This window comes from Aeoliella sp., from assembly GCF_965227375.1.
Lineage (GTDB): Bacteria > Planctomycetota > Planctomycetia > Pirellulales > Lacipirellulaceae > Aeoliella.
Genome location: NZ_CBDDFX010000001.1, coordinates 601,793 through 621,304, shown reverse-complemented (window position 1 = coordinate 621,304; position 19,512 = coordinate 601,793). Strand labels below are relative to the sequence as shown.

12 protein-coding genes are annotated in these 19,512 nt (G+C 59.6%); 3 read left to right on the top strand and 9 right to left on the bottom strand.

Going from position 1 to position 19,512, the window contains the following annotated elements:
- Positions 1 to 7 precede the first annotated feature (7 nt).
- From ACQK2L_RS02545 to dxr, 8 genes are all read right to left on the bottom strand, one after another.
- Positions 8 to 430 carry a hypothetical protein gene (locus ACQK2L_RS02545; RefSeq protein WP_425395364.1) on the bottom strand — a complete coding sequence of 141 codons (423 nt, stop codon included), beginning with the start codon at positions 428 to 430 and terminating at the stop codon, positions 8 to 10.
- Positions 431 to 536: 106 nt separating this feature from the next.
- Positions 537 to 1,307 carry a hypothetical protein gene (locus ACQK2L_RS02540; protein ID WP_425395363.1) on the bottom strand — a complete coding sequence of 257 codons (771 nt, stop codon included), beginning with the start codon at positions 1,305 to 1,307 and terminating at the stop codon, positions 537 to 539.
- 30 nt (positions 1,308 to 1,337) lie between these two features.
- Entirely contained in the window at positions 1,338 to 3,263 is a 1,926-nt protein-coding gene (gene cysN, locus ACQK2L_RS02535) for a sulfate adenylyltransferase subunit CysN (protein WP_425395362.1), read from the bottom strand.
- A gap of 211 nt (positions 3,264 to 3,474) precedes the next feature.
- Complete coding sequence (gene cysD / locus ACQK2L_RS02530) at positions 3,475 to 4,395, bottom strand: sulfate adenylyltransferase subunit CysD (protein WP_425395361.1); 921 nt, start codon at positions 4,393 to 4,395, stop codon at positions 3,475 to 3,477.
- Between the two features lie 150 nt (positions 4,396 to 4,545).
- On the bottom strand, positions 4,546 to 4,947 hold the full coding sequence (locus ACQK2L_RS02525) for a hypothetical protein (protein WP_425395360.1): 402 nt from the start codon (positions 4,945 to 4,947) through the stop codon (positions 4,546 to 4,548).
- A 57-nt stretch (positions 4,948 to 5,004) separates the two neighbouring features.
- Positions 5,005 to 6,063 (bottom strand): DUF1559 domain-containing protein, encoded by a 1,059-nt coding sequence (locus tag ACQK2L_RS02520; RefSeq protein ID WP_425395359.1) that lies wholly within the window; start codon positions 6,061 to 6,063, stop codon positions 5,005 to 5,007.
- 192 nt (positions 6,064 to 6,255) lie between these two features.
- Complete coding sequence (locus tag ACQK2L_RS02515) at positions 6,256 to 8,397, bottom strand: site-2 protease family protein (protein ID WP_425395358.1); 2,142 nt, start codon at positions 8,395 to 8,397, stop codon at positions 6,256 to 6,258.
- Positions 8,388 to 9,575, bottom strand: a complete 1,188-nt coding sequence (gene dxr, locus ACQK2L_RS02510) for a 1-deoxy-D-xylulose-5-phosphate reductoisomerase (protein WP_425395357.1) — start codon at positions 9,573 to 9,575, stop codon at positions 8,388 to 8,390. Before dxr ends, ACQK2L_RS02515 begins: the two co-directional genes overlap by 10 nt.
- A gap of 365 nt (positions 9,576 to 9,940) precedes the next feature.
- Between dxr and ftsH the strand changes: the two genes are divergently transcribed.
- The 3 genes from ftsH (at position 9,941) to ACQK2L_RS02495 (ending at position 15,309) form a co-directional block, all read left to right on the top strand.
- A complete protein-coding gene (gene ftsH / locus ACQK2L_RS02505) occupies positions 9,941 to 12,025 on the top strand; it encodes an ATP-dependent zinc metalloprotease FtsH (RefSeq protein ID WP_425395356.1) in 2,085 nt (694 codons plus the stop codon).
- A gap of 134 nt (positions 12,026 to 12,159) precedes the next feature.
- A complete protein-coding gene (locus tag ACQK2L_RS02500) occupies positions 12,160 to 12,837 on the top strand; it encodes a hypothetical protein (protein WP_425395355.1) in 678 nt (225 codons plus the stop codon).
- A 144-nt stretch (positions 12,838 to 12,981) separates the two neighbouring features.
- Entirely contained in the window at positions 12,982 to 15,309 is a 2,328-nt protein-coding gene (locus ACQK2L_RS02495) for a sialidase family protein (protein ID WP_425395354.1), read from the top strand.
- A 508-nt stretch (positions 15,310 to 15,817) separates the two neighbouring features.
- Here the strand turns inward: ACQK2L_RS02495 and ACQK2L_RS02490 are convergent.
- Entirely contained in the window at positions 15,818 to 18,394 is a 2,577-nt protein-coding gene (locus ACQK2L_RS02490; RefSeq protein ID WP_425395353.1) for a leucine-rich repeat domain-containing protein, read from the bottom strand.
- Between the last annotated feature and the right edge of the window lie 1,118 nt (positions 18,395 to 19,512).

Below are 19,512 nucleotides of genomic sequence, written 5' to 3'. Positions count from 1 at the left end.
GTGTAATCTACTCGTCGGCGTCTACGACCTTTTCGTGATCGCGCTTTTCCGCCGCTCGCTGCAGTTGTGCCAGCAAATCGCGGATCTGGTTGTGTACGGCAGGCTTCTGGGAGATTACCAGCGACTGGGTTGAAGGATGCGGCTGGATGTACGCATCGGGGCCGCCGTTCACAACCCAACTGTCACTGGCGATTGTGCCGTAGATAGCGTCCAGCAGTGGGTCGAAGTCGGTTGCTACAAGTTCGCCATCCGACTCCATGACAACGAGATCGGATACGTCGTACACGATCGAGCAGACTTCTTGCTGCCGAATCGCCTCTAGCTTTGCCTCAGCGCCTAGCTGGTAACCTGCGAAATACCCCGCCAAGCAGGCAGTGAGGAACAATAGCGTTCCGATGCCAAACCGAAACCACGACTTCTTGCTTTTCATCGCCGGCCTCTGAGGTTCTGGGTGAAGAGTGCTAGATCACCCATCGCGATTCCAGCAACCAGCAGTGTTCATGCTAGTGGAAACATTCACGTAGGACCAGCTACTACTACCTCCCAGTCGCTTCGGCCACTGCGGGCGTGTAGTTCAGCGGGCGGATGGTGTCCATGCCAGCCTCGTGCCATCCCACCACCACCGCTTCGCCCTCGGGCATGACGTCCTGGAGAGCGAGATAGAGCTTGCCATCTCCTTTCTTCCAAACGGCCACTTTCTGAGCGGCGATCCACGTTGGAAAATCCTCGGTGTCGAGCGTGTAGGTCGCTTCGGGCCTACCCAGACGCTTCTTGAGCACTTCGAGACCAGAGTCGTAGTGACCACTGACGATGCGATGTACATCGGGATTCAAAGCACTATAGAGCTTCACCGCGTGAGGAGTAGCTTGTTTGCGAGCGGAAGCATCGCGCACCGCTGCCATCAGATCTTCCGTATCGAGTTCGTACGCGCCGCGGCGCAACTGTTCGAGGAGGTCAGCCGTTTGGTCATGCGTTTCGAGATCGCAAGTAATGACCAACGACTTGTGGCCGGGAAACGGACGGATTTCATTGACCGGCCCACCATTCTCGACCCATTTCTCGGAATTCACCGTGGAAACAATCAAATCAATCAGACTATCGAAGTCCGCTGAGGCGACCGACGCGTCTTTGTCGAAGGAAAGCAGATCTCCAACATTGTAAGTTGTTGTTACGACCGTCGTGCGTCGAATCTGCTGTTGCTTTTCTTCTACTCCGTATCGATAGCCTGTAAAATACCCCGCCACGCAAGCAGTGAGGAACAGCAGCGTACCGATGCCAAATCGAAACCAGGCCTTCTTGCTTGCCATCACTGCCCTCCGTGGGTTTAGCGCAGGGTGCTAAATTGCCCCTCGAGACTCCAAGAGCTCCACCACCTTTTGCGCACACTCGTCAATCGACAGCTCGTGCGTGCTGAGCACCAGGTCTGGCTCGGCGGGTATTTCGTAGTCGGCCGATACGCCGGGGAAGCCGGCGATTTCGCCACTGTCGGCTTTGGCGTACACGCCTTGGTCGTCGTGCTCGCGGCACCACTCGACTGGTGCGGCGACGTGGGCGACGACGAACCGCTCGCGGCCCACCACTTCGGACGCCTTCTGGCGGACCGCTTCGTGGGGGGCGACGAACGCGGCCACGGTGATCAGGCCGGCGTTGTTCAGTGTCTTAGCGACTTCGGCCGCGCGGCGGACGTTCTCGCTGCGGTCGTCGACCGAGAAGCCCAAGTCGCGCGACAAGCCGCGCCGCATGTTCTGTCCATCGATCACTGCCACCGCGCGGCCGCGGTCGAACAGCATTCGCTCCACCGCGTTGGCGATCGGCGTCTTGCCGGCGGCTGGCAGACCGGTCAGTAGTACCGTTACCGGCTTCTGCCCGTAACGAGCTTCGCGCTCCTCGGGCGTTACCGGGCTGGTGCGGGCTTCGAGGCCCTCGCGGGCTTCGTCTTCCCAGTGGTCGCTTTGCTCGGCCGTCTTGCGATCGAGGATCATGCCTGCGCCGACGGTGATGTTCGACACGCGATCGACGATGATGAACGCGCCGGTGCCCTTGTTCCGGCGGTAGTCGTCCAGCGCGACGGGCTGGCTGAGTTGCACTTGGCAGCGGGCGATCTGGTTGAGCTTTAGCTCGGCCGTCGGGCTGCGATGCAGCGTGTTCACATCGATCTCGTACCGCAGCGTGCTAATCCGCCCCGGCGTGACGCTGCACGCCTGCTTGATCAGGTAATCCTTGCCCGGTAGCAGCGGCTGCTCGGCCATCCACACGATCGAGGCGTCGAACTTGTCTGTAATCGTCGGTTGATTGTCGGGCCGCACCAGCATGTCGCCGCGGCTGATGTCGATTTCGTCCTCGGTGGTGAGCGTTACCGAAAGCGGTGCGAACGCTTCTTCCAGTTCGCCATCGTAGGTGACGATGCTCTTGACCTTGCTGGTCTTCTTCGACGGCAGCGCCATCACCGTATCGCCTTTGGAGATCGTGCCCGAGGCGATGGTGCCGCAGAAGCCGCGGAAGTCAAGGTTCGGCCGATTGACGTACTGCACCGGCATGCGGAAGTCGATCAGGTTGCGGTCGCTGGCGATGTGCACGTTCTCCAAATGGTGCATCAGCGTCGAGCCGTCGTACCACGGCGTGTTCGGGCTCCGCTCCAGCAGGTTGTCGCCCTTCAGCGCGCTGATCGGGATGAAGTGCTGGTCGGGCATTTCGAGTCGCGTGGCGAAGTCGCGGTATTCCTGCACGATCTCGTCGAACCGCTCCTGGCTGAAGTCCACCAGGTCCATCTTGTTCACCGCCACCAACACGTGCTTGATGCCGAGCAGAGAGACAATGAACGAGTGCCGCTTGGTTTGCGTCATCACACCATGGCGCGCGTCGATCAGGATGATCGCCAAGTCGCATGTCGACGCGCCAGTGGCCATGTTTCGCGTGTACTGCTCGTGGCCCGGGCAGTCGGCGATGATGAACTTTCGCTTGGCGGTCGAGAAGTACCGATACGCCACGTCGATCGTAATGCCCTGCTCCCGCTCGGCCTTCAGGCCATCGGTGAGCAGCGCCGGATCGAACCCGCCGGTGGTGCCATGCTTGACCGAGTCCTTCTCGATGGCCGCGAGGGTATCCTCGTAGATCATCTTCGACTCGTACAACAGCATGCCAATCAGTGTGCTCTTGCCATCATCGACAGAGCCACAGGTAAGGAAGCGCAAGAGTTCTTTGTTCTCATGCTGCTTGAGATAGGCGTCGATGTCAGTGGCGATTAGGTCGGACTGATGACTCATAGCTTCTAAAAACCACAGAGGGCGCGGAGGTCGCTGAGAAGGAGGGAACACTAATCTTCGCCAATATCAATTAGCACGGATTAGCGGAGATTAGTGTTCCTTCTGCAGGTCAATTCTCCGTGTTCTCTGTGTACTCCGTGGTTAGTTGTAGTGCTCGTGGCAAATTGTTGCGGGGCCACGGATTCCGCATTCCAAAATCCGCATTCCGAACTCAAAAGTATCCTTCCTTCTTCTTGTCTTCCATGCCGCCTTCTTCGTCGTCGTCCACTGCGCGGCCTTGGCGTTCGGAGGTGGTGGCCAGCAGCATTTCTTGGATGATCTGCGGCAGGGTCTGGGCTTCGCTTTCCACCGCGCCGGTCAGGGGGTAGCAGCCGAGCGTGCGGAAGCGAACCATCTTCATCTCGGGCTTCTCGCCGGGCTCGAGTTGCAGCCGGTCGTCGTCCACCATGATCAGTGTCTCGGAGCCCTTCACCTTGCGGCGCACGACGGGCCGCTTGTCGGAGAAGTACAGCGGTACGATCGGGATGTTCTCCAGGTGGATGTATTGCCACACGTCGAGTTCCGTCCAGTTCGACAGTGGGAACACGCGAATCGACTCGCCCTGGTTGACCTTGGTGTTGTACAGGTTCCACAGTTCGGGCCGCTGGTTCTTGGGGTCCCAACGATGGAACTTGTCGCGGAACGAGAACACCCGCTCCTTGGCGCGGCTCTTTTCTTCGTCGCGGCGAGCGCCGCCGAAGGCCGCGTCGAAGCCGTGCTTGTCGAGCGCTTGCTTGAGGCTCTCGGTCTTCATCACGGTGGTGTGCTTGCCGCCTTGGGTGAGCGGGTCGAGGCCCAGCTTGCGACCTTCCTCGTTGATGTGGACGATCAGGTCCCAGCCGAGTTGCTCGCGGATGAGATTCTCGCGGAACTCGATCATCTCGCGAAACTTCCACGTCGTGTCGACGTGCATCAGCGGGAACGGTGGCTTGCCGGGGTAGAACGCCTTTTCGGCCAGGCGGACCATGACCGACGAGTCCTTGCCCACCGAGTACAGCATGACCGGATTGTCGAACTCGGCCGCCACCTCGCGAATGATGTGGATGCTCTCGGCTTCAAGCTGTTTGAGGTGCGTAAGGCTGTAGGAAGACATCGGCAGGGAAAGTGGGGGAAGGAGTGGAGCGCGACAGGGGCTGCGAATCCACGTGGTGCAGACCTCAGGCCGACCTGGGGGAAACCGCAAGGCGACGGAAAAACCGACCCCCATCATCGGCAGAAACCGACGCCGAGTCCAGGGTGGAAATCAGGAGCCAGAATCGCCCCGGCGGAGCAGGGCCAGGCCGGCGGCTGCCAGCACGGCGCCGATAATAGAGACAATGCGCCCTGTGTAGGTGTGCATGGTCTTTGCCCGATTCAATCGCTCCTCGGCTGCGAGCAACCGCTGGCGTGCTGCCTCGAGGTCGTCGGAGCCGTGCGAGTGGTCGTGAGTGTGCGACTCGCCGGGGCCATGCGGGGGATGGCTCGTCAGGCTGTGGGCCGCATCGTAGGCCTCGTTGAATTCGCGGGCCTGCTCTTCCGACCAGTAAACTTCCTTCGGCAGCACGCGATTCCACGTCAGCCCCAGCACCACGGCGATCAGGCCCGCGGCCACCAGCACATAGCCCGCGGAGGGTCGCAGTGGCGGCGAACTAGATTCGGCGGACATTCGGAACTGGCTTGCTGGGTGAAGGGGCTCTTGTCGAAGAGACTCAACCTTTGGACATCAGTTATCGTGGCGCGAAAACTCGCCGTCATTAATACCAATCAGATACAGCATCGTGTACTCATCGACATCGTCCCGAAGGAACGATACATGACCGTCGACATAACCCGCATTCACTCCGCCAGGGTGCTGACTGCGAGGGGCAGCCGAAATGTAACCTTCGTACTCCGTGTTGCAAGGCATCCCTTCGAGCTGGGCTGCCGCCAGATCGGGGCAGCCATACAGCACATCGGGATGTGGTCCGTTTGGCACTTGGGTAAAGCCTAACGACATGCTGTTGGCCTCATTGATGTAGCCGCTGGGCGAATCATCTTCACCTACGCTGCCATAGAACTGGGGGTGGAAGTCCATCGAGATCAGCGTTGCCCCCGACCACGGCAGCAACCAAGCACCCCGCTGATCGCCGGCGTTCTCTCGCGAACGAACTTCCGACAGCAGCAGCGTATTGCTTGCACCGTCGATCACCTGACGCAGCGAGATGCCGTAGATAGCCAGCGGTCCCGACTGGTAGACCGAGTCGATGTGAAACGGGCTGGCGTAGCCGGCGTAGCTGGCTTTGCCGATGGCGACCGACCGCCTGCCAAACCCGCGGGGCGTGTTGTACACCCGGCCTGCCGTGTCGCCGCTTGGACAGAGTAGCGTCTTGGGCGGATTTGCCAGCACCTCGTCTGGTGCTTCGGTGACGTGGCGCTTGGGATCGATCGCATCGTATGTCGCCTGCTGTTCCATCTGCGGCAAGATGTCGTAGACCCAGTTCTGGTTGGTTCCCGATCGCAGGTCGACCCGCCAATCGCTTGCATTCCAAGTCACGGCCGTTTCGCGCGGGCCGAAATGTCCAGCAGCCGGTAGCTTACCCTTCGCGCCAGCGTAGTTATGCACGGCCAGCGCCAGTTGCTTCACGTTATTCGTGCAGCTGATCTTCCGCGCCGACTCGCGGGCCTGTTGCACCGCGGGCAAGAGTAGGGAAACCAGGACGCCGATAATGGCGATCGAGACCAGCAGCTCCACCAGGGTGAAACCGCGGGACGTACGTCGATGGGGAATTGAGTTGAGATGCATGTCTAGCGCAGCGCCTCGCGGCGATGGTGAAGTCTCAAGCGTGAACGCCCCTGTGGTGTCAGTATAGCCGATGTCGCGGGACTCGGCACGAGTTTGTCTCCGCCTGTGCAAGGAAATCGCACAGTTTGGGCGGACTGTGCCGCGTGTGGACTTCCGATTGTGGGTGGCCAGCTGGGCCCCGTCCACCGAGGCCTACAGATTCCGGTCAATAAACCCCAGATCGAGGCCAAATACGAACAGCATCAGGCAGACGATGAATGCCAGTCCGGCCAGATTCAGCGCGCCGGCCACCCAGTCGGCTGGCGGTCGGCGGGTGATGCCTTCCCAGGCCAGGAACACCATGTGCCCGCCATCGAGAACCGGAATCGGCAGGAAATTCACCACCGCCAGGTTGGCGCTGATGAGCGTGAGGAAGATCAGCAACCGCCCTGGTCCCTGCAGCGCGCCAAAGTAGCTGGCCTTGGCGATGGTGATCGGCCCGCCGAGCAGCCTCGGATCGATGTCGCCATGAATGATACGGTTGAGGAACCGGTACACGCTGGTGAGCGAGCGAGTGGTCTCGGTCCATGCCATCGACGCTTGTTCGCCAAAGGTCTTGCCAATGCGCATTTTTTCGATCGGCATTAGCAGCACGCCGCGTTCCGGCATGTAGGTGTCGCTGTCGGTCGCAATGGCGACCGTTGTCGTTACCTTCTTGGGCTCGCCTTCGCCACGCAGGAGTTCGAGTTTCAGCTTGCTGCCGGGCGGCGTGTCCTGGATTCCGTTGACCAGGATGTACGACCACGATTTCACCTCGTCGCTCAGTTCGAACGGCTCCTTGAAGCCTTTGTATTCTTCCTCGTACTTCTCGTCGATCACCAGATCCACGGTTGCCAATTGATCGCCGATCTCAATGTCGGCCTCTGCGGCTGGCGAACCTGGTACGATGCCGACGACTTCGTTCAGCAAGTAGTAGGCAATGCCGAGCGCTGGCGCCGACATGGGACTCTTTTTCGATAATGGCATCTCGTACCACTGGGCATGGCGCAGCGGCACGCGAATGGTCTCTGTCGTCGGCGACTTGTCGTCGCTCGCCCGGCGAACCGTTAGTTCCACCGTCTCTCCACTGCGGCCCATCTCGCCCAAGCGATCAGCAAGCGTTCGCGGATCCCAGCCCACCGTGGTTTCGTCCACCATGCCGATGGGTTCGCCGTTGATGGCCGTGATGGTGTCGCCCGTTTTCAGTCCTGCTTCTGCAGCCGGCGAACCGTCTTGCACGCCGACGATGGGGCCCATCTTCATGACCAGACCGACGTACTCGGCGCGGTTTGGCTCGATGGTCACATCCACCGGCTCGGGTTTGGTCTTTTCGCCCTTCTTGGCTTTGGGCTGCAGGGTGAGGGTAATCGGCTCCTTGGCCGAACCAGCCAAATGGGCCTGGAAGTCGCGCCACAGTTTGACGGGCTGGCCATCCACCGCGACGATCTGGCTACCGCCAGGGATCTTGTCGCCAACTTCCGCTGCAGGTGTGAACTTCTGCGCGGGGTCTTTGGCGAACAGATCGAGCGACCATGGATTACCGATGCCAATCTGGGCGATCTTCCTTCGCTTGCGGGAAGGCTGAATCGAGTACGTCTCCAACTCGCCGGAATCGGCTCGCTTGATCTCGAACTCAACCGGCTCGCCCTTGCCGCTCAGGGTGACTTCGCTCTGCAGTTGCTCGAACCAGGGACTCTCGATGTCGTCGATCCGCACGACCACGTCGTTTGCACGCCATCCCGCCACCCAGGCAGGCGCGCCGGGATCGGTGTTGCCCACCACGCAGGGGATGCTCGGCACGCCGATGCGGAATGCGATCAACGCGAAGACGAACGCGAAGATCACGTTCATCACCACGCCGGCGGAGATGATGGCCATTCGCTGAGGCACACTCTTGGCGATGTAGCTGCGGGCATCGACCTGGTGCATCTTGCCATCGGGGCCTTTGATCTCCTTGGTGACCACGCCTTCGTCGCCAGCGGTGGCTTCCGACTCGCGGATCTGTTCGGCGCTCATTCGCGGATCGTCGTTCTGGCCCATCATGCGGACGTAGCCGCCAAGCGGCAGGATGCCGATGCCGTAGTAGGTCTCGCCGACTTGCTTGCCGATTTTGTAGCCGCCGATGTCGAAGCCGATCATGAACTTGTCGCACTTCACGCCGCATGCCTTGGCGACCAGGAAGTGGCCCAGCTCATGCACAAAGATAATGAATCCCAAACCTGCGGCCGCGGCCAGAATGGCGAGCGCTCCGGTCAGGTAGCCGGACCAGTCGATCGATCCCAGCACCAACGACGCCGAGGTGAAGTCTACGCACATACCCAATTCTCAACTTCCCGCCGCGCCCACTGGTCGAGCTGGTGCAGCTCGTCGAGCGTGGGCGAAGGACTAAAATGATGTGACTCGAGCACGCTGGCGCATGCCGGTACGATTTCGGTAAAGTGTAGCTCGCCATCCAGAAACTGGCTGACGGCCGCCTCGTTCGCAGCGTTCACCACCACGCCGGCGGTGCCTCCTTCGCGAGCGGTGCGGAATCCCAGTTCGAGCGCCGGAAATCGGTCGAAGTCGGGCGGCTCGAACTCCAGCACCATCCGCTGCGTCCAATCGAGCCGCTCGGCAAGCGCGTCGCGGCGGTGCGGATACTCCAAAGCGTACTGGATCGGCAGCCGCATGTCTGGTGGGCTCAGTTGGGCGATTACCGAACCGTCCACGAACTCCACCATCGAATGCACTACCGATTGAGGATGAATCATCACCCCCAATCGCTCGGCGGGCAAGTCGAATAGCCAGCGGGCCTCGACGATCTCCAGGGCTTTGTTCATCAACGTAGCCGAGTCGATCGTGATCTTGGGGCCCATATCCCACGTGGGATGAGCCAGGGCCTCATCGACGGTCACTTGGCGTAGCGCTTCGGGGTCCCAGGTGCGAAAAGGCCCCCCGCTGGCGGTAAGCACCAACCGCTCCACCTCGTCGGGCGAGCCGCTTTTCAGCGCCTGGAAAATCGCACTATGTTCGCTATCGACCGGCAGCAGCGTGGCGCCGCGCTGGCGGGCGAGTTGCTGAATCAGCGGGCCCGCGGCTACCAAGGCTTCCTTATTTGCCAAGGCCACCGTCTTTCCCGCATCGACTGCGGCCCAAGTGCTCTCGAGCCCGGCGGTGCCGACAATGGCTGCTAGCACGGTGTCGACGTCCTCGTGGCGGACAGTTTGCTCCAGGGCCTCCGGGCCGGTGAGCAGCTCGGTGCCAGTGGGCAGTTTCCGCCAGCTCTTCTTCTTGGCCGCCTTGGCGTCGGTGGCAATCACCCATCGCGGCTTGAGCAGCTTAGCTTGCTCGATCAGCCGATCGAACCGCTGGTGGGCCGACAGGGCGATCGCTTCGAGCCGGCCGCTAGCAGCGATCACTTCCACCGCGCCCGCTCCTACGCTGCCGGTGGCCCCCAACACGGCCACGCGTTTGGCTTCGCGGTGTTCCGTAGTCGAAGTAGGTGGCGGGGCCATGAGCTTTGGTTCCAGGGCGGCGAGTGGCTGGGTGGAAATGTCCAGCTCGTGGTCGCGGGTTAGCCGTTGGTGGCGGTTGTGCGGATTGCACCGCAAGTGGCCAATGGGCGGGGCTGGTGCAGTGCCGGATTGTTTGTTTTAAGCGCTTGGCAAATAGACGGTTACGGAATCGCAGGTCATTCTAGGAAGGGTGGCTGGCGCGAGCAACCTGGCATGCGTTGCGGGTAGGGCCCCAGCGCCCTACCATGAACCATGGGCGGACTCGCTGCGTTAGCTAACAGTAGCTTATGCTCGGTCCGCGCGCCCGCTGATACGAGTTCCCCCCCGGCTATTTCGCCGCTGACCGCGAGATATTAAGAAGACCCATGGAAAACCCTTCCGGCCCCAATAATTCCGACCGCAAACCTGCAGGCCAGGGAGGTGGCAACTTCGTCTGGTACCTGGTAGCGGTGGGCCTCGCGCTGTTGCTGTTGGTCGGTATGCTCACCACCGGCAGCCAGCAGGAGATCAGCTGGAGCGACCTGGAGGAGCTGATCGTCGCCAGCCAGAACGTCGAAGAGGACTACAAGGCGGACGAACATCCCGGTTGGATCGAAGTCGAAAAGCGCGACGGCGAGCAGCTCACCAAGGTCAAACTCTCCGCGCTCCGCGACCTGGTGGTCAGCGACGAGAAAGTCCGCGGCAAGGTCACGCGCCAATTGATGGAACGCACTGGCCCAGGCGCCAAGCCGTTGACCGACGAAGAGAAGAAAGCCGAAACGGTTAACTTCGTCACCTACCGCGTGGCCGACGACGGGCTGATCGAGGTACTGCGCGACAACAAGTTCAGCGATTGGGAAGCGGTGCCGCCGGAGAATCCGTTCTTCAGCGTATACTTGCCATTCTTCGCGGTCATGGCCCTGTTGGTCTTGCTGTTCGTGTTCATGGTCCGTCGTCTCGGCGGCGCCGGTTCGCCCATGGCGTTCGGTCGCAGCCGCGGCAAGCTGTACGCTCAAGAAGACATCGACATTACCTTCGACGACGTCGCCGGCATCGAGGAAGCGGTCGACGAGCTTCGCGAAGTGGTCGACTTCCTCAAGAACCCTGAACGTTACCAACGACTCGGCGGACGCATCCCCAAGGGCGTGCTGCTGGTCGGCCCTCCCGGTACTGGTAAGACACTGCTCGGCAAAGCCGTGGCCGGCGAGGCGGGTGTGCCGTTCTTTTCGATCAGCGGTTCGGACTTCGTCGAGATGTTCGTCGGCGTTGGCGCTGCTCGGGTGCGGGACATGTTCCAACAAGCCGAAGGCCGAGCGCCGTGCATCATCTTCATCGACGAGCTGGACGCCTTGGGCAAAACGCGCGGCAGTGGCAACCTCGGTGGCCACGACGAACGCGAGCAAACACTCAACGCCCTCTTGGTGGAGATGGACGGTTTTGGCACCAATAGCGGTGTGATCGTGATGGGCGCGACCAACCGCCCCGAGACACTCGACCCCGCGCTATTGCGTCCTGGCCGCTTCGACCGTCACGTGCTGGTCGACCGTCCCGACGTTGGTGGCCGCGAGGAGATCCTCGAGGTGCACCTGCAAAAAATCAAAGTCGACGCCGATGTCGACGTCAAAGCCCTGGCCGGCATCACCGCTGGTTTCGTGGGCGCCGATCTGGCCAACATGGTCAACGAGGCCGCTCTGCTGGCGGCCCGTAACGGCAAAGAACTCGTTGGCATGGAAGAGTTCAACGAGGCGGTCGAACGCGTGAGCGTGGGCCTCGAGAAGCGCAGCCGCATCATCCAGGAAGACGAAAAACTCCGCCTGGCGTACCACGAGGCGGGGCACGCGTTGGTGGCTTACTCGCTACCGAACACCGATCCGGTTCACAAGGTCTCGATCATTCCCCGCGGTCTCGGCGCGCTGGGCTACATGATGCAGCGTCCCGAGAAGGACCGCTTCATGATGACCCGCGGGCAGTTGGAGAGCGACATTCAGGTTTGCCTCGGCGGCACGCTGGCCGAAGAGCTTGTGTTCGACGACGTCGGCAACGGCGCCACCAGCGACCTGGAGCGCGCCACCGAGTCGGCCCGCGCCATGGTGATGGACTACGGCATGAGCCGCTTGGGCCGCATCAAATTCCGCGAAGGCGGGCGTGGCATGTTCCTGGCCGGAAGCGAAGGCCCAGCGACGCGTTACTACAGCGAGCAAACCGCCCGCGAGATCGACCAGGAAGTCAAACGCATCATCGACGAGCAGTTGGACCGCTGCCGTAGCATTCTGGAGTCCCGCCGCTCGGCGCTCGACGCGATTGCTAACTCGCTGATCGAACACGAAGTGATCGACGGCGAGCAGCTCAGCGACATCATCGAGCAATCGAACCCCAGCCCCCGCATCGTCCCGGGCACCGGCGAGCGCAAATCGACCTCGCCCGCCCCGCCCGCCAGCAACACTGGCGACGGCGAAACGGCCGAAGGTTGAAGGTAGCTCGACTCTCCGAGTCGAAAGTTCGCTGGTAGCCAGATCCGGGAAAACAGGTTTCTTCGGCGCTCGATGCGAAGTACGATAGGAGGCACCTATTTACTCCTGGTGCCCACCGTCGCTACAGGTTTGCAATGACCGTCATCCAAGTCACTTGCCCCGGCTGTGGAAAAGACTATTTGCTCAAGCCAGCGCTGGCGGGCAAGTCGGCCAAATGCAAATGCGGAACGCGCATTCAGGTTCCAGAACTCGTTCCCGTCTACGATTCCGGTGAACTCGAGTTGGAGCCACCCATCGAGGCTCCCACTGCAACTCCCCCACCTATCGTCGAGGCCCCGAGAACCAAGGACGATCTCCCGTTTTCGCCGACGATGGTCGACCCGTCCGAAGAACAGGAAGACTCCGAAGGTAACTTCTCCGAAGCAGGGTTGAAGTTTGTAAGTGTCTATGGGGTCTTGGTGATGGGCTTTGCCGGTCTGGTTGGCTTGGCCAGCACCGTGTTTATGATTCACATAGCGTTTAAGATGAGCGAGCAACCGCTATTCACTTTTATCGGGCTACTTATCGCAGCAGCCAATGCGATGGTCTGGTTCATCGTGTACCGGATGGGGGAGGGACTCTCTCATTGCGAGAGAAACGCCGTCCAGGGAATGGCAGCCTTCTTCGTGCTGTGTCTCGCCATTTCCGCCCTCGCCGCCTTGAAGGGAGTCTATGACGTTGCCGTCTTGTTTGCTTTGACCGCTATCTGCGTGTTCCTACCGCCGATGATCGTCGGCTATCTCAACTGGGACGGCTTCCACACCGACGACTGATCGCCTGTGCGCCGCTTAAGTGGCAAGTGACTTCTTCAGTTAGTAGGATAGGACGTTCGGTACGCCCATCCAATTCAACTTTCAGGTGACGACATTAGTACATTTCTTCATCGATATTCGCAATTTGCCCTGTTAGTTCTTTCATTGATCCCCATCGCAGGTCGTGCGAGCGCGGAGCCGCTGGTCACGTTAGAGGAAGTGTTCGAAACCACCGCGTTTCCTGCTGCCCCGGGAACGGATGACAAAGCGGTTCCGAACTATCGCATTCCCGCGCTGGTGATGGCTCCCAACGGCGATCTGTTGGCGTTCGTCGAGCGGCGCAGCTCCACGTTTGGCGACATTGGCGACACCGACATCGTCATGCGGCGAAGCACCGATGGAGGGCGCACCTGGGGCGACATTCGAGAACTCTACACCGAGCACTTTTACGCCAACTCCGACGCTACGCCGCTGGTCGATTCCAAGGGCCGCATCTGGTTGTTCTTTGTTCGCGACCGCCGCGATTTCGTCGTGATGCATAGCGACGACAGCGGCCATACTTGGTCGGACTTGCGCTCGATTCACGACCAGTTTGTCGAGCCCGAGTGGGACCGCTTCGCGGGTGGTGAGAACCCTGGCCCGGAGTCGGCCGCCAACCAAAAGGAGAAGTCCCGCCGGTGGAAGCACAATTGGCACCAGCGGTACGGCATCGGTTGTGGGTCGGCGGCCGTCGAGATCAGCGAGGGCCCGCACACGGGGCGGATCGTGGTGCCGTTTCGTTTGAACGTGATGCGCGACGGCAAACCGGCTCAGGAAACGTTTGCCCTGTACACGGACGATCGCGGCCAATCGTGGCAGCACAGCAAGTCGTCGATTCGCCATGGCAACGAGGCGCAGATCGTCGAACTGGCGGGCGGACGGCTGATGCTCAACTCGCGCGACAGCAACAACCGTCACCGCCCCGATCGCATCGCCCGCATCATTGCCTATAGCGACGACGGGGGCGATACCTGGTACGATCGACGCGACGATCGCACGCTGGTGAATCCTCAAGTACACGCCGCCACGCATCGCTACACGCACGACGGTCGCGACGCACTGCTGGTAACGCTGCCATCGAGCCAGGTTCGCGAGGAGCAGCATCCGTACGGTCGCCGCAATCTGTCGATGCACGTCAGCTTCGACGAAGGCCGTACGTGGAGCGAGCCGCAAACCATTTATCCTTACACCAGTTCCTACTCGGACATTGTCACCTTTCCCGACGGTACGATCGGCATCATCTATGAGCGCGGCCCCGAAGGGAGTCCCGCCTACTGGCGCGAGCTGGCGTTTGTGCGGTTGAAATTGCATTGGAGCGATGCGGCCGGTCTGGTCAGCGCGGCGTTCCCACTTGGCGTTTCCGAGCCGGTCGACTTGTACGAAGTGGGCGTCGGGCCGGGCAAGGAGTACACGTCGATACGCATTCCATCGATGGTCGTCACCGGTGATGGCAGCATCCTGGTGTGGACCAGCGCGCGGCGGAAGACCAGTGACTGGGCCGACATGGACTTGCTGCTGCGCCGCAGCACCGATGGCGGTCGCACGTGGACACCGCCCGAGGTGTTCGTCTCGGGCCAGGGCAGTGTGGTCGACAACGCCACGGCCATCGTGGCCCGCGCCGATCGGCAAACGGTGCACTTTCTCTACCAGACCGACTACGCCAAGCTATGGCACCGCCAAAGCACCGACGGCGGCAAGACCTTCAGCCCGCCGCGCGACGTGACGACGGCGCTCGACAAAACGCGCGACGAGGACGGCTACCAGTGGACCATCCTGGCGCCCGGCCCGGGCACGGGTGCGCAGCTCGCGTCGGGTCGGCTGGTCGCGCCGGTGTGGTTGTCGAACTCCGGCACGCACGCCCATCGGCCGTCGGTGGTCACCACCGTTTACAGTGACGACGACGGAAAGACTTGGCAAGCTGGCGACATCGTGGTCCGCAACACCGACTACACGCCGAATCCCAGCGAGTCGATCATCGTCGCCACGCCCGACGGCGGAGCGATGCTGAACATCCGCAGCGAGTCATCCGAGTATCGCCGCGCGGTGAGCTTCAGCCCCAACGGTGCGACCCAGTGGACGGAGCCGGAACTGGTCGACGAGTTGTACGACCCGATTTGCCACGCCAGTATGACGTGGCTCCCCGCCGCGGCCGGGAGCGACCAAAGGCAGCTGGCATTCGTCAATCCCAACAGCCACACGAAGACCCAAGCCATCCGCAAATGGGGCGGCCGCCCCCGCGAAAACCTGACGCTACGCATCAGCAAAGACCGCGGCCACACGTGGCCCATCTCCAAACAAATCGACCCCGGCCGCAGCGCCTACTCCGCCACGGCCGTCGGCCCCGACGGAACGCTCTACATCATCTACGAACGCGGCTACATGCCCGAAAACGACCTCAACACCCGTTGGCTGAGTTTCATCCGGATTGATTTGGAGGAGTTTCTCGGCGAGTGAGGACTCGCCCGTACTATGGCCGCCCCGGCCGTAGCTCCTGGTGTCATTTCTAACGCCGGACCAGTAGCCGTAGGGTGGGTGGTTCTGCCGGCAGGGTGCTTTGCCACTATTTACGATCATCCACCGGCAGGTTCACCCACCATGTTCTGCCGTGGTGAATGGTGGGTGAACCCATCGGCGACAGAGGTTCTTGGCCAAGACAAGTTGACTTCGCCGATGGAACCACCCACCCTACGTTGCTACGCACGCCGGTGGCCGTAGCACTGGTGTCATTTCGAAGGGAGGCTCGCCGACCGAGAAATCTAGTCTGCCCCACGCCGACGTTTTTCTGGGTGCCACTGCTGGTTTATCGACCGTTGCAGTCCTATCGCCAGTTTGAAGACCAAGTACTGCTACGGAATTGCCGCCCGTTAGAACCGAGCCAGCAGTGCCAGTGCCACGATGAGAAGTGCGTACCGGTGCGACATACCCCGCGAACACTGCTGGCCTGCTTCCATGTGGCGGCCAATCAGACGACCGAAACCTCCCGCAATCCTGCATCGGTAGGCAATCGGCGATAAACCAGCAGAATACATCCGATCAAAAGCAGCAGCACGGCTGAAGGCTCGGGCACAACGATCACCCGGTTGCCAGGCTTGGCCGCGAATGCATCAAACTCATTGGCGTACAAATTGTAAAGCAAGGGATCGACCCAGACGTTGTCGAGTGTGCGGATGCCGAGTAGTGCATCCAGGTTGCTGGGGTTCTCGTCGGTGAACGTAAGTCCGATCAAGGATACGTCAATAATGGACGTCGTTTCTCTGACGATTACATCAAACGAAAGACGTGACAGTTTGGCCTCATCCAGCACGAGCGATGTTATCTGGTCACGGTCCAACGAAAAACTACCCAGCCAGAGTGTCTCAAACGTGGCCGCAGTGAGATTCAGTTTAGTTAGTTGATTGGAACGAAGATCCAGATCATGCAAGAAGGTAAAACCTTCAAATGCTCCGGATTCGATGCTGGCAATGGCGTTGTCCTGCAAGTAGAGGTAGCCTAAGTTGGTCAGATCGGCAAAGTCGTCCTGCTCAATGCTGGCTATCGTGTTGCCGCTCAAGTCGAGGTAATACAGTTTGGTCAGCCCAGCGAAGTCCCCTCTCTCGATGCTGATGATGGCGTTGTCGTTTAAGTAGAGGTTACCCAAGTTGGTAAGTCCGTCGAAGTCCCCATGCTCAATGCTGGCGATAGCGTTTTCACCTAATTTCAGCGCTTGCAAGTTGCTCAGCCCAGCGAAGTCCGCTTGCTCGATGCTGGCGATCTTGTTGCCGTCTAGGGAGAGTAGCTTGAGAGCAGGCAGCCCGTCAAAGTCACCCTGCTCGATGCTTGTAATGACGTTGTTCTCCAAGTAGAGGTTATGCAACGTGGATAGCCCGTCGAAGTCCCCTTGTTCGATACTTGCGATCTTGTTGCTGTCTAAGTGGAGATACCGCAGATTGTTCAGCCCGTCGAAATCTCCAGGTTCGATACTGGCGATGGCGTTGCCGTCCAAATCGAGTGACCGTAGCCCACTCAGACCATCGAAATCTTCGGGTTCGATGCTGGAAATAACATTGTTGTGCAAGAGTAGTGTCTGCAAGTTAGTTAGCCCAACGAAGTCCCCTGGCTCAATGCTGTCGATTATGTTGTCGCCTAGATTGAGCGTTTGCAAGTTGTTCAACCCTTCGAAGCCACCATGCTCAATACTAGCGATGTCGTTGCCCCACAAGTTGAACGCCTGCAAGTTGCTCAGCCCTTCGTAGCTCCTATACTCTATGTTTGCGATGTGGTTGCTCGATAAGCTGAGCAACTGCAAATCAGTCAGTCTGACGAAGTCCCCCTTCTCAATGCCAGTGATGGCATTTCGATCCAAGTAGAGCTCCCCTAGGCCGTTTAGCCCTACGAAGTCGCCCTGTTCTATGCTGCTGATGCCATTGCTACCTAGGTTGAGCGTCTGCAGTTTGTTCAGCCCGTCGAAGTCTCCCTGTTCGATGCTCTCGATGGTGTTGCCGTCCAGGTAGAGGTGCAGCAGGTTGTTTAGCCCCTCAAAGTCCGCTTGCTCGATGTCTGAGATGGCGTTACGCCTTAAGCATAGCGTCTGCAGTTTGTTCAGCCCGTCGAAGTCTCCAGGTTCGATACTGGCGATGGCGTTGCCGTCCAAATAGAGTGACCGTAGCCCACTCAGTCCATCGAAATCTTCGGGTTCGATGCTGGTAATAACATTGTTGTGCAAGAGTAGTGTCTGCAAGTTCGTTAGCCCAACGAAGTCCCCTGGCTCAATGCTGTCGATTATGTTGTCGCCTAGATTGAGCGTTTGCAAGTTGCTCAGCCCGTCAAAGCCCGCCTGTTCGATGCTCGCGATGGCGTTGCCATCCAAGTAGAGACGCTGCAGATGAGCAAGTCCGTGGAAATCCCCCTGCTGGATGCTGGTGATTGTGTTGTCCCGTAATTGGAGGACCTGCAGGCTGTTTAGCCCATCGAAGTCCCCCCTTTCGATGTTGGTAAGAGTGTTGCCGCTTAGGTCAAATTCTTCCAGGTTGGCGAGTCCTCTAAAAACTCCCTGTTCGATGCTGACAATTGCGTTGTTGGCTAGGTCGAGATCCTCCAAGTTGTTCAGTCCGTCGAATCCTCCCAGCTGGACGCTGTTGATGGCATTATTGCCCAAGTCGAGCGTCCGCAGGTTAGTCAGCCCGTCGAAGGTCCCTAGCTCGATGCTGGCGATAGAGTTGCGTTGCAAGCCGAGGACTCGCAACTCCATCAGCCCATCAAAGCTACCCTGACTAATGTTGGTGATAAAGCTGTTTCCTAAGTGGAGAGTCTGCAATTTGTTCATTCCATAAAAGTCTCCCTGCTCGATGCTAGCAATGTAGTTACTCCCCAGGTAAAGGCGGCGCACTTTGATCAGCAGATTGGTCCCATCAAGGTCCTCGATGCCAAGGTCATCTAAGAACAACGTCTGGATGAACCTGCCAGGATCGGTCGGAAACCCCGGCGCCTCGCCCACGTCGAGTAGGCCATCGTTGTCGTTCGTGAACGCTTGAGCGAGAAGAGGCTCAATGGGGACCGCCATGGAGAGTGCGGTGGCAAGCGCAAGTAGTAAGATTCGCATCCGTGGTTGTTTGATGGGAGTCGGTGCGCTGCCCCAGATGGCGCTGCCGACGACAGTCACTATAGCAGGATCTTGGCCGCTGGTAAATGTTTGCTAGTAGGCGAAAGACACTAATGTCGACCTGAAGGGATTGTTGCGTTGCGTACTATGGCCGCCTCGGCCGTAGCGGTCGCGGGTTGGGTTTCTACGGCCGAGGCGGCCGTAGTACGGTTTCGACTCGGAGAGTCGAGCTACAATGGTGGTTGAATTCTTACAGGGGTTTGGTCTAATGGGGGTGAGTGAACTTGTGTATAGGTTGGTTGGGTGGAGTAGGTGAGTAAGCGGGTAGGGTGAGTAGGTCGTCTCATAGCCGAGGATCTACTGGTCGTCGGAAATGAGCGTCGTGGTGATGTTGGAGCTTGTTCGGCGGAGCGAACGGCTACTATCGTTTTGGTCCACCTGCGGTTAACCGGGGCCCAAAACTCTTTGGCTCTTAGATAGGAAGTGTTTTGTAACTTGTTGATTTGAAAGGAGTTATGGAAACGCTAGGCGGATTTGTAGTGGGAGTTTTGGGCCAGTGGATGAGTAACCGGTTGTGGGGCAATTGGGGCAAAACTGTAACTGCAAGCGGTGTAACGAGATGCGCGAAGCGACTCGGGGGTGTTTTGGGCCTAGGGTGGACCAAAACTCCAAGTGCTTGCGGAGTAACGAGTTACGCTGTAGTGCCCCAGTTAGCCGGAGCTACACTTGGCTCCGCGTTGCGAACGCGCGAACCTTGGTGGACAGTTGGGCGTACTATTAGGCACAGCCACGGAGCGGCAACTTCTCAGCTCCGTCGGCATCGAGGGCCGGGGATAGTGACGTCTCTGGCCGTTCTGGCACGACGCCTTTTCAAGAGCGGTTTTGTCGACAGGTTCGGTGGAATCCGGACAATCGATAAGGTCGGCAGGCTCCGGCAAAGTGGCACGGGACCACTAATCTGCAGTTCGGACAAGAGCAATAAGGCGCTTGTACGGATCGTGCGGCACACTGCATGAAAGAGCTGTGAATTTTGTGGTGGCAGTTTTTTTGACCACCCCCATTTCGTGGCCTATATTCGC

Excerpts from the sequence above, each read along its gene's own strand:
- ACQK2L_RS02545 (WP_425395364.1), bottom strand. The coding sequence starts at position 430 with ATGAAAAGCAAGAAGTCGTGGTTTCGGTTTGGCATCGGAACGCTATTG.
- ACQK2L_RS02540 (WP_425395363.1), bottom strand. The coding sequence starts at position 1,307 with ATGGCAAGCAAGAAGGCCTGGTTTCGATTTGGCATCGGTACGCTGCTG.
- cysN (WP_425395362.1), bottom strand. The coding sequence starts at position 3,263 with ATGAGTCATCAGTCCGACCTAATCGCCACTGACATCGACGCCTATCTC.
- cysD (WP_425395361.1), bottom strand. The coding sequence starts at position 4,395 with ATGTCTTCCTACAGCCTTACGCACCTCAAACAGCTTGAAGCCGAGAGC.
- ACQK2L_RS02525 (WP_425395360.1), bottom strand. The coding sequence starts at position 4,947 with ATGTCCGCCGAATCTAGTTCGCCGCCACTGCGACCCTCCGCGGGCTAT.
- ACQK2L_RS02520 (WP_425395359.1), bottom strand. The coding sequence starts at position 6,063 with ATGCATCTCAACTCAATTCCCCATCGACGTACGTCCCGCGGTTTCACC.
- ACQK2L_RS02515 (WP_425395358.1), bottom strand. The coding sequence starts at position 8,397 with ATGTGCGTAGACTTCACCTCGGCGTCGTTGGTGCTGGGATCGATCGAC.
- dxr (WP_425395357.1), bottom strand. The coding sequence starts at position 9,575 with ATGGCCCCGCCACCTACTTCGACTACGGAACACCGCGAAGCCAAACGC.
- ftsH (WP_425395356.1), top strand. The coding sequence starts at position 9,941 with ATGGAAAACCCTTCCGGCCCCAATAATTCCGACCGCAAACCTGCAGGC.
- ACQK2L_RS02500 (WP_425395355.1), top strand. The coding sequence starts at position 12,160 with ATGACCGTCATCCAAGTCACTTGCCCCGGCTGTGGAAAAGACTATTTG.
- ACQK2L_RS02490 (WP_425395353.1), bottom strand. The coding sequence starts at position 18,394 with ATGGCGGTCCCCATTGAGCCTCTTCTCGCTCAAGCGTTCACGAACGAC.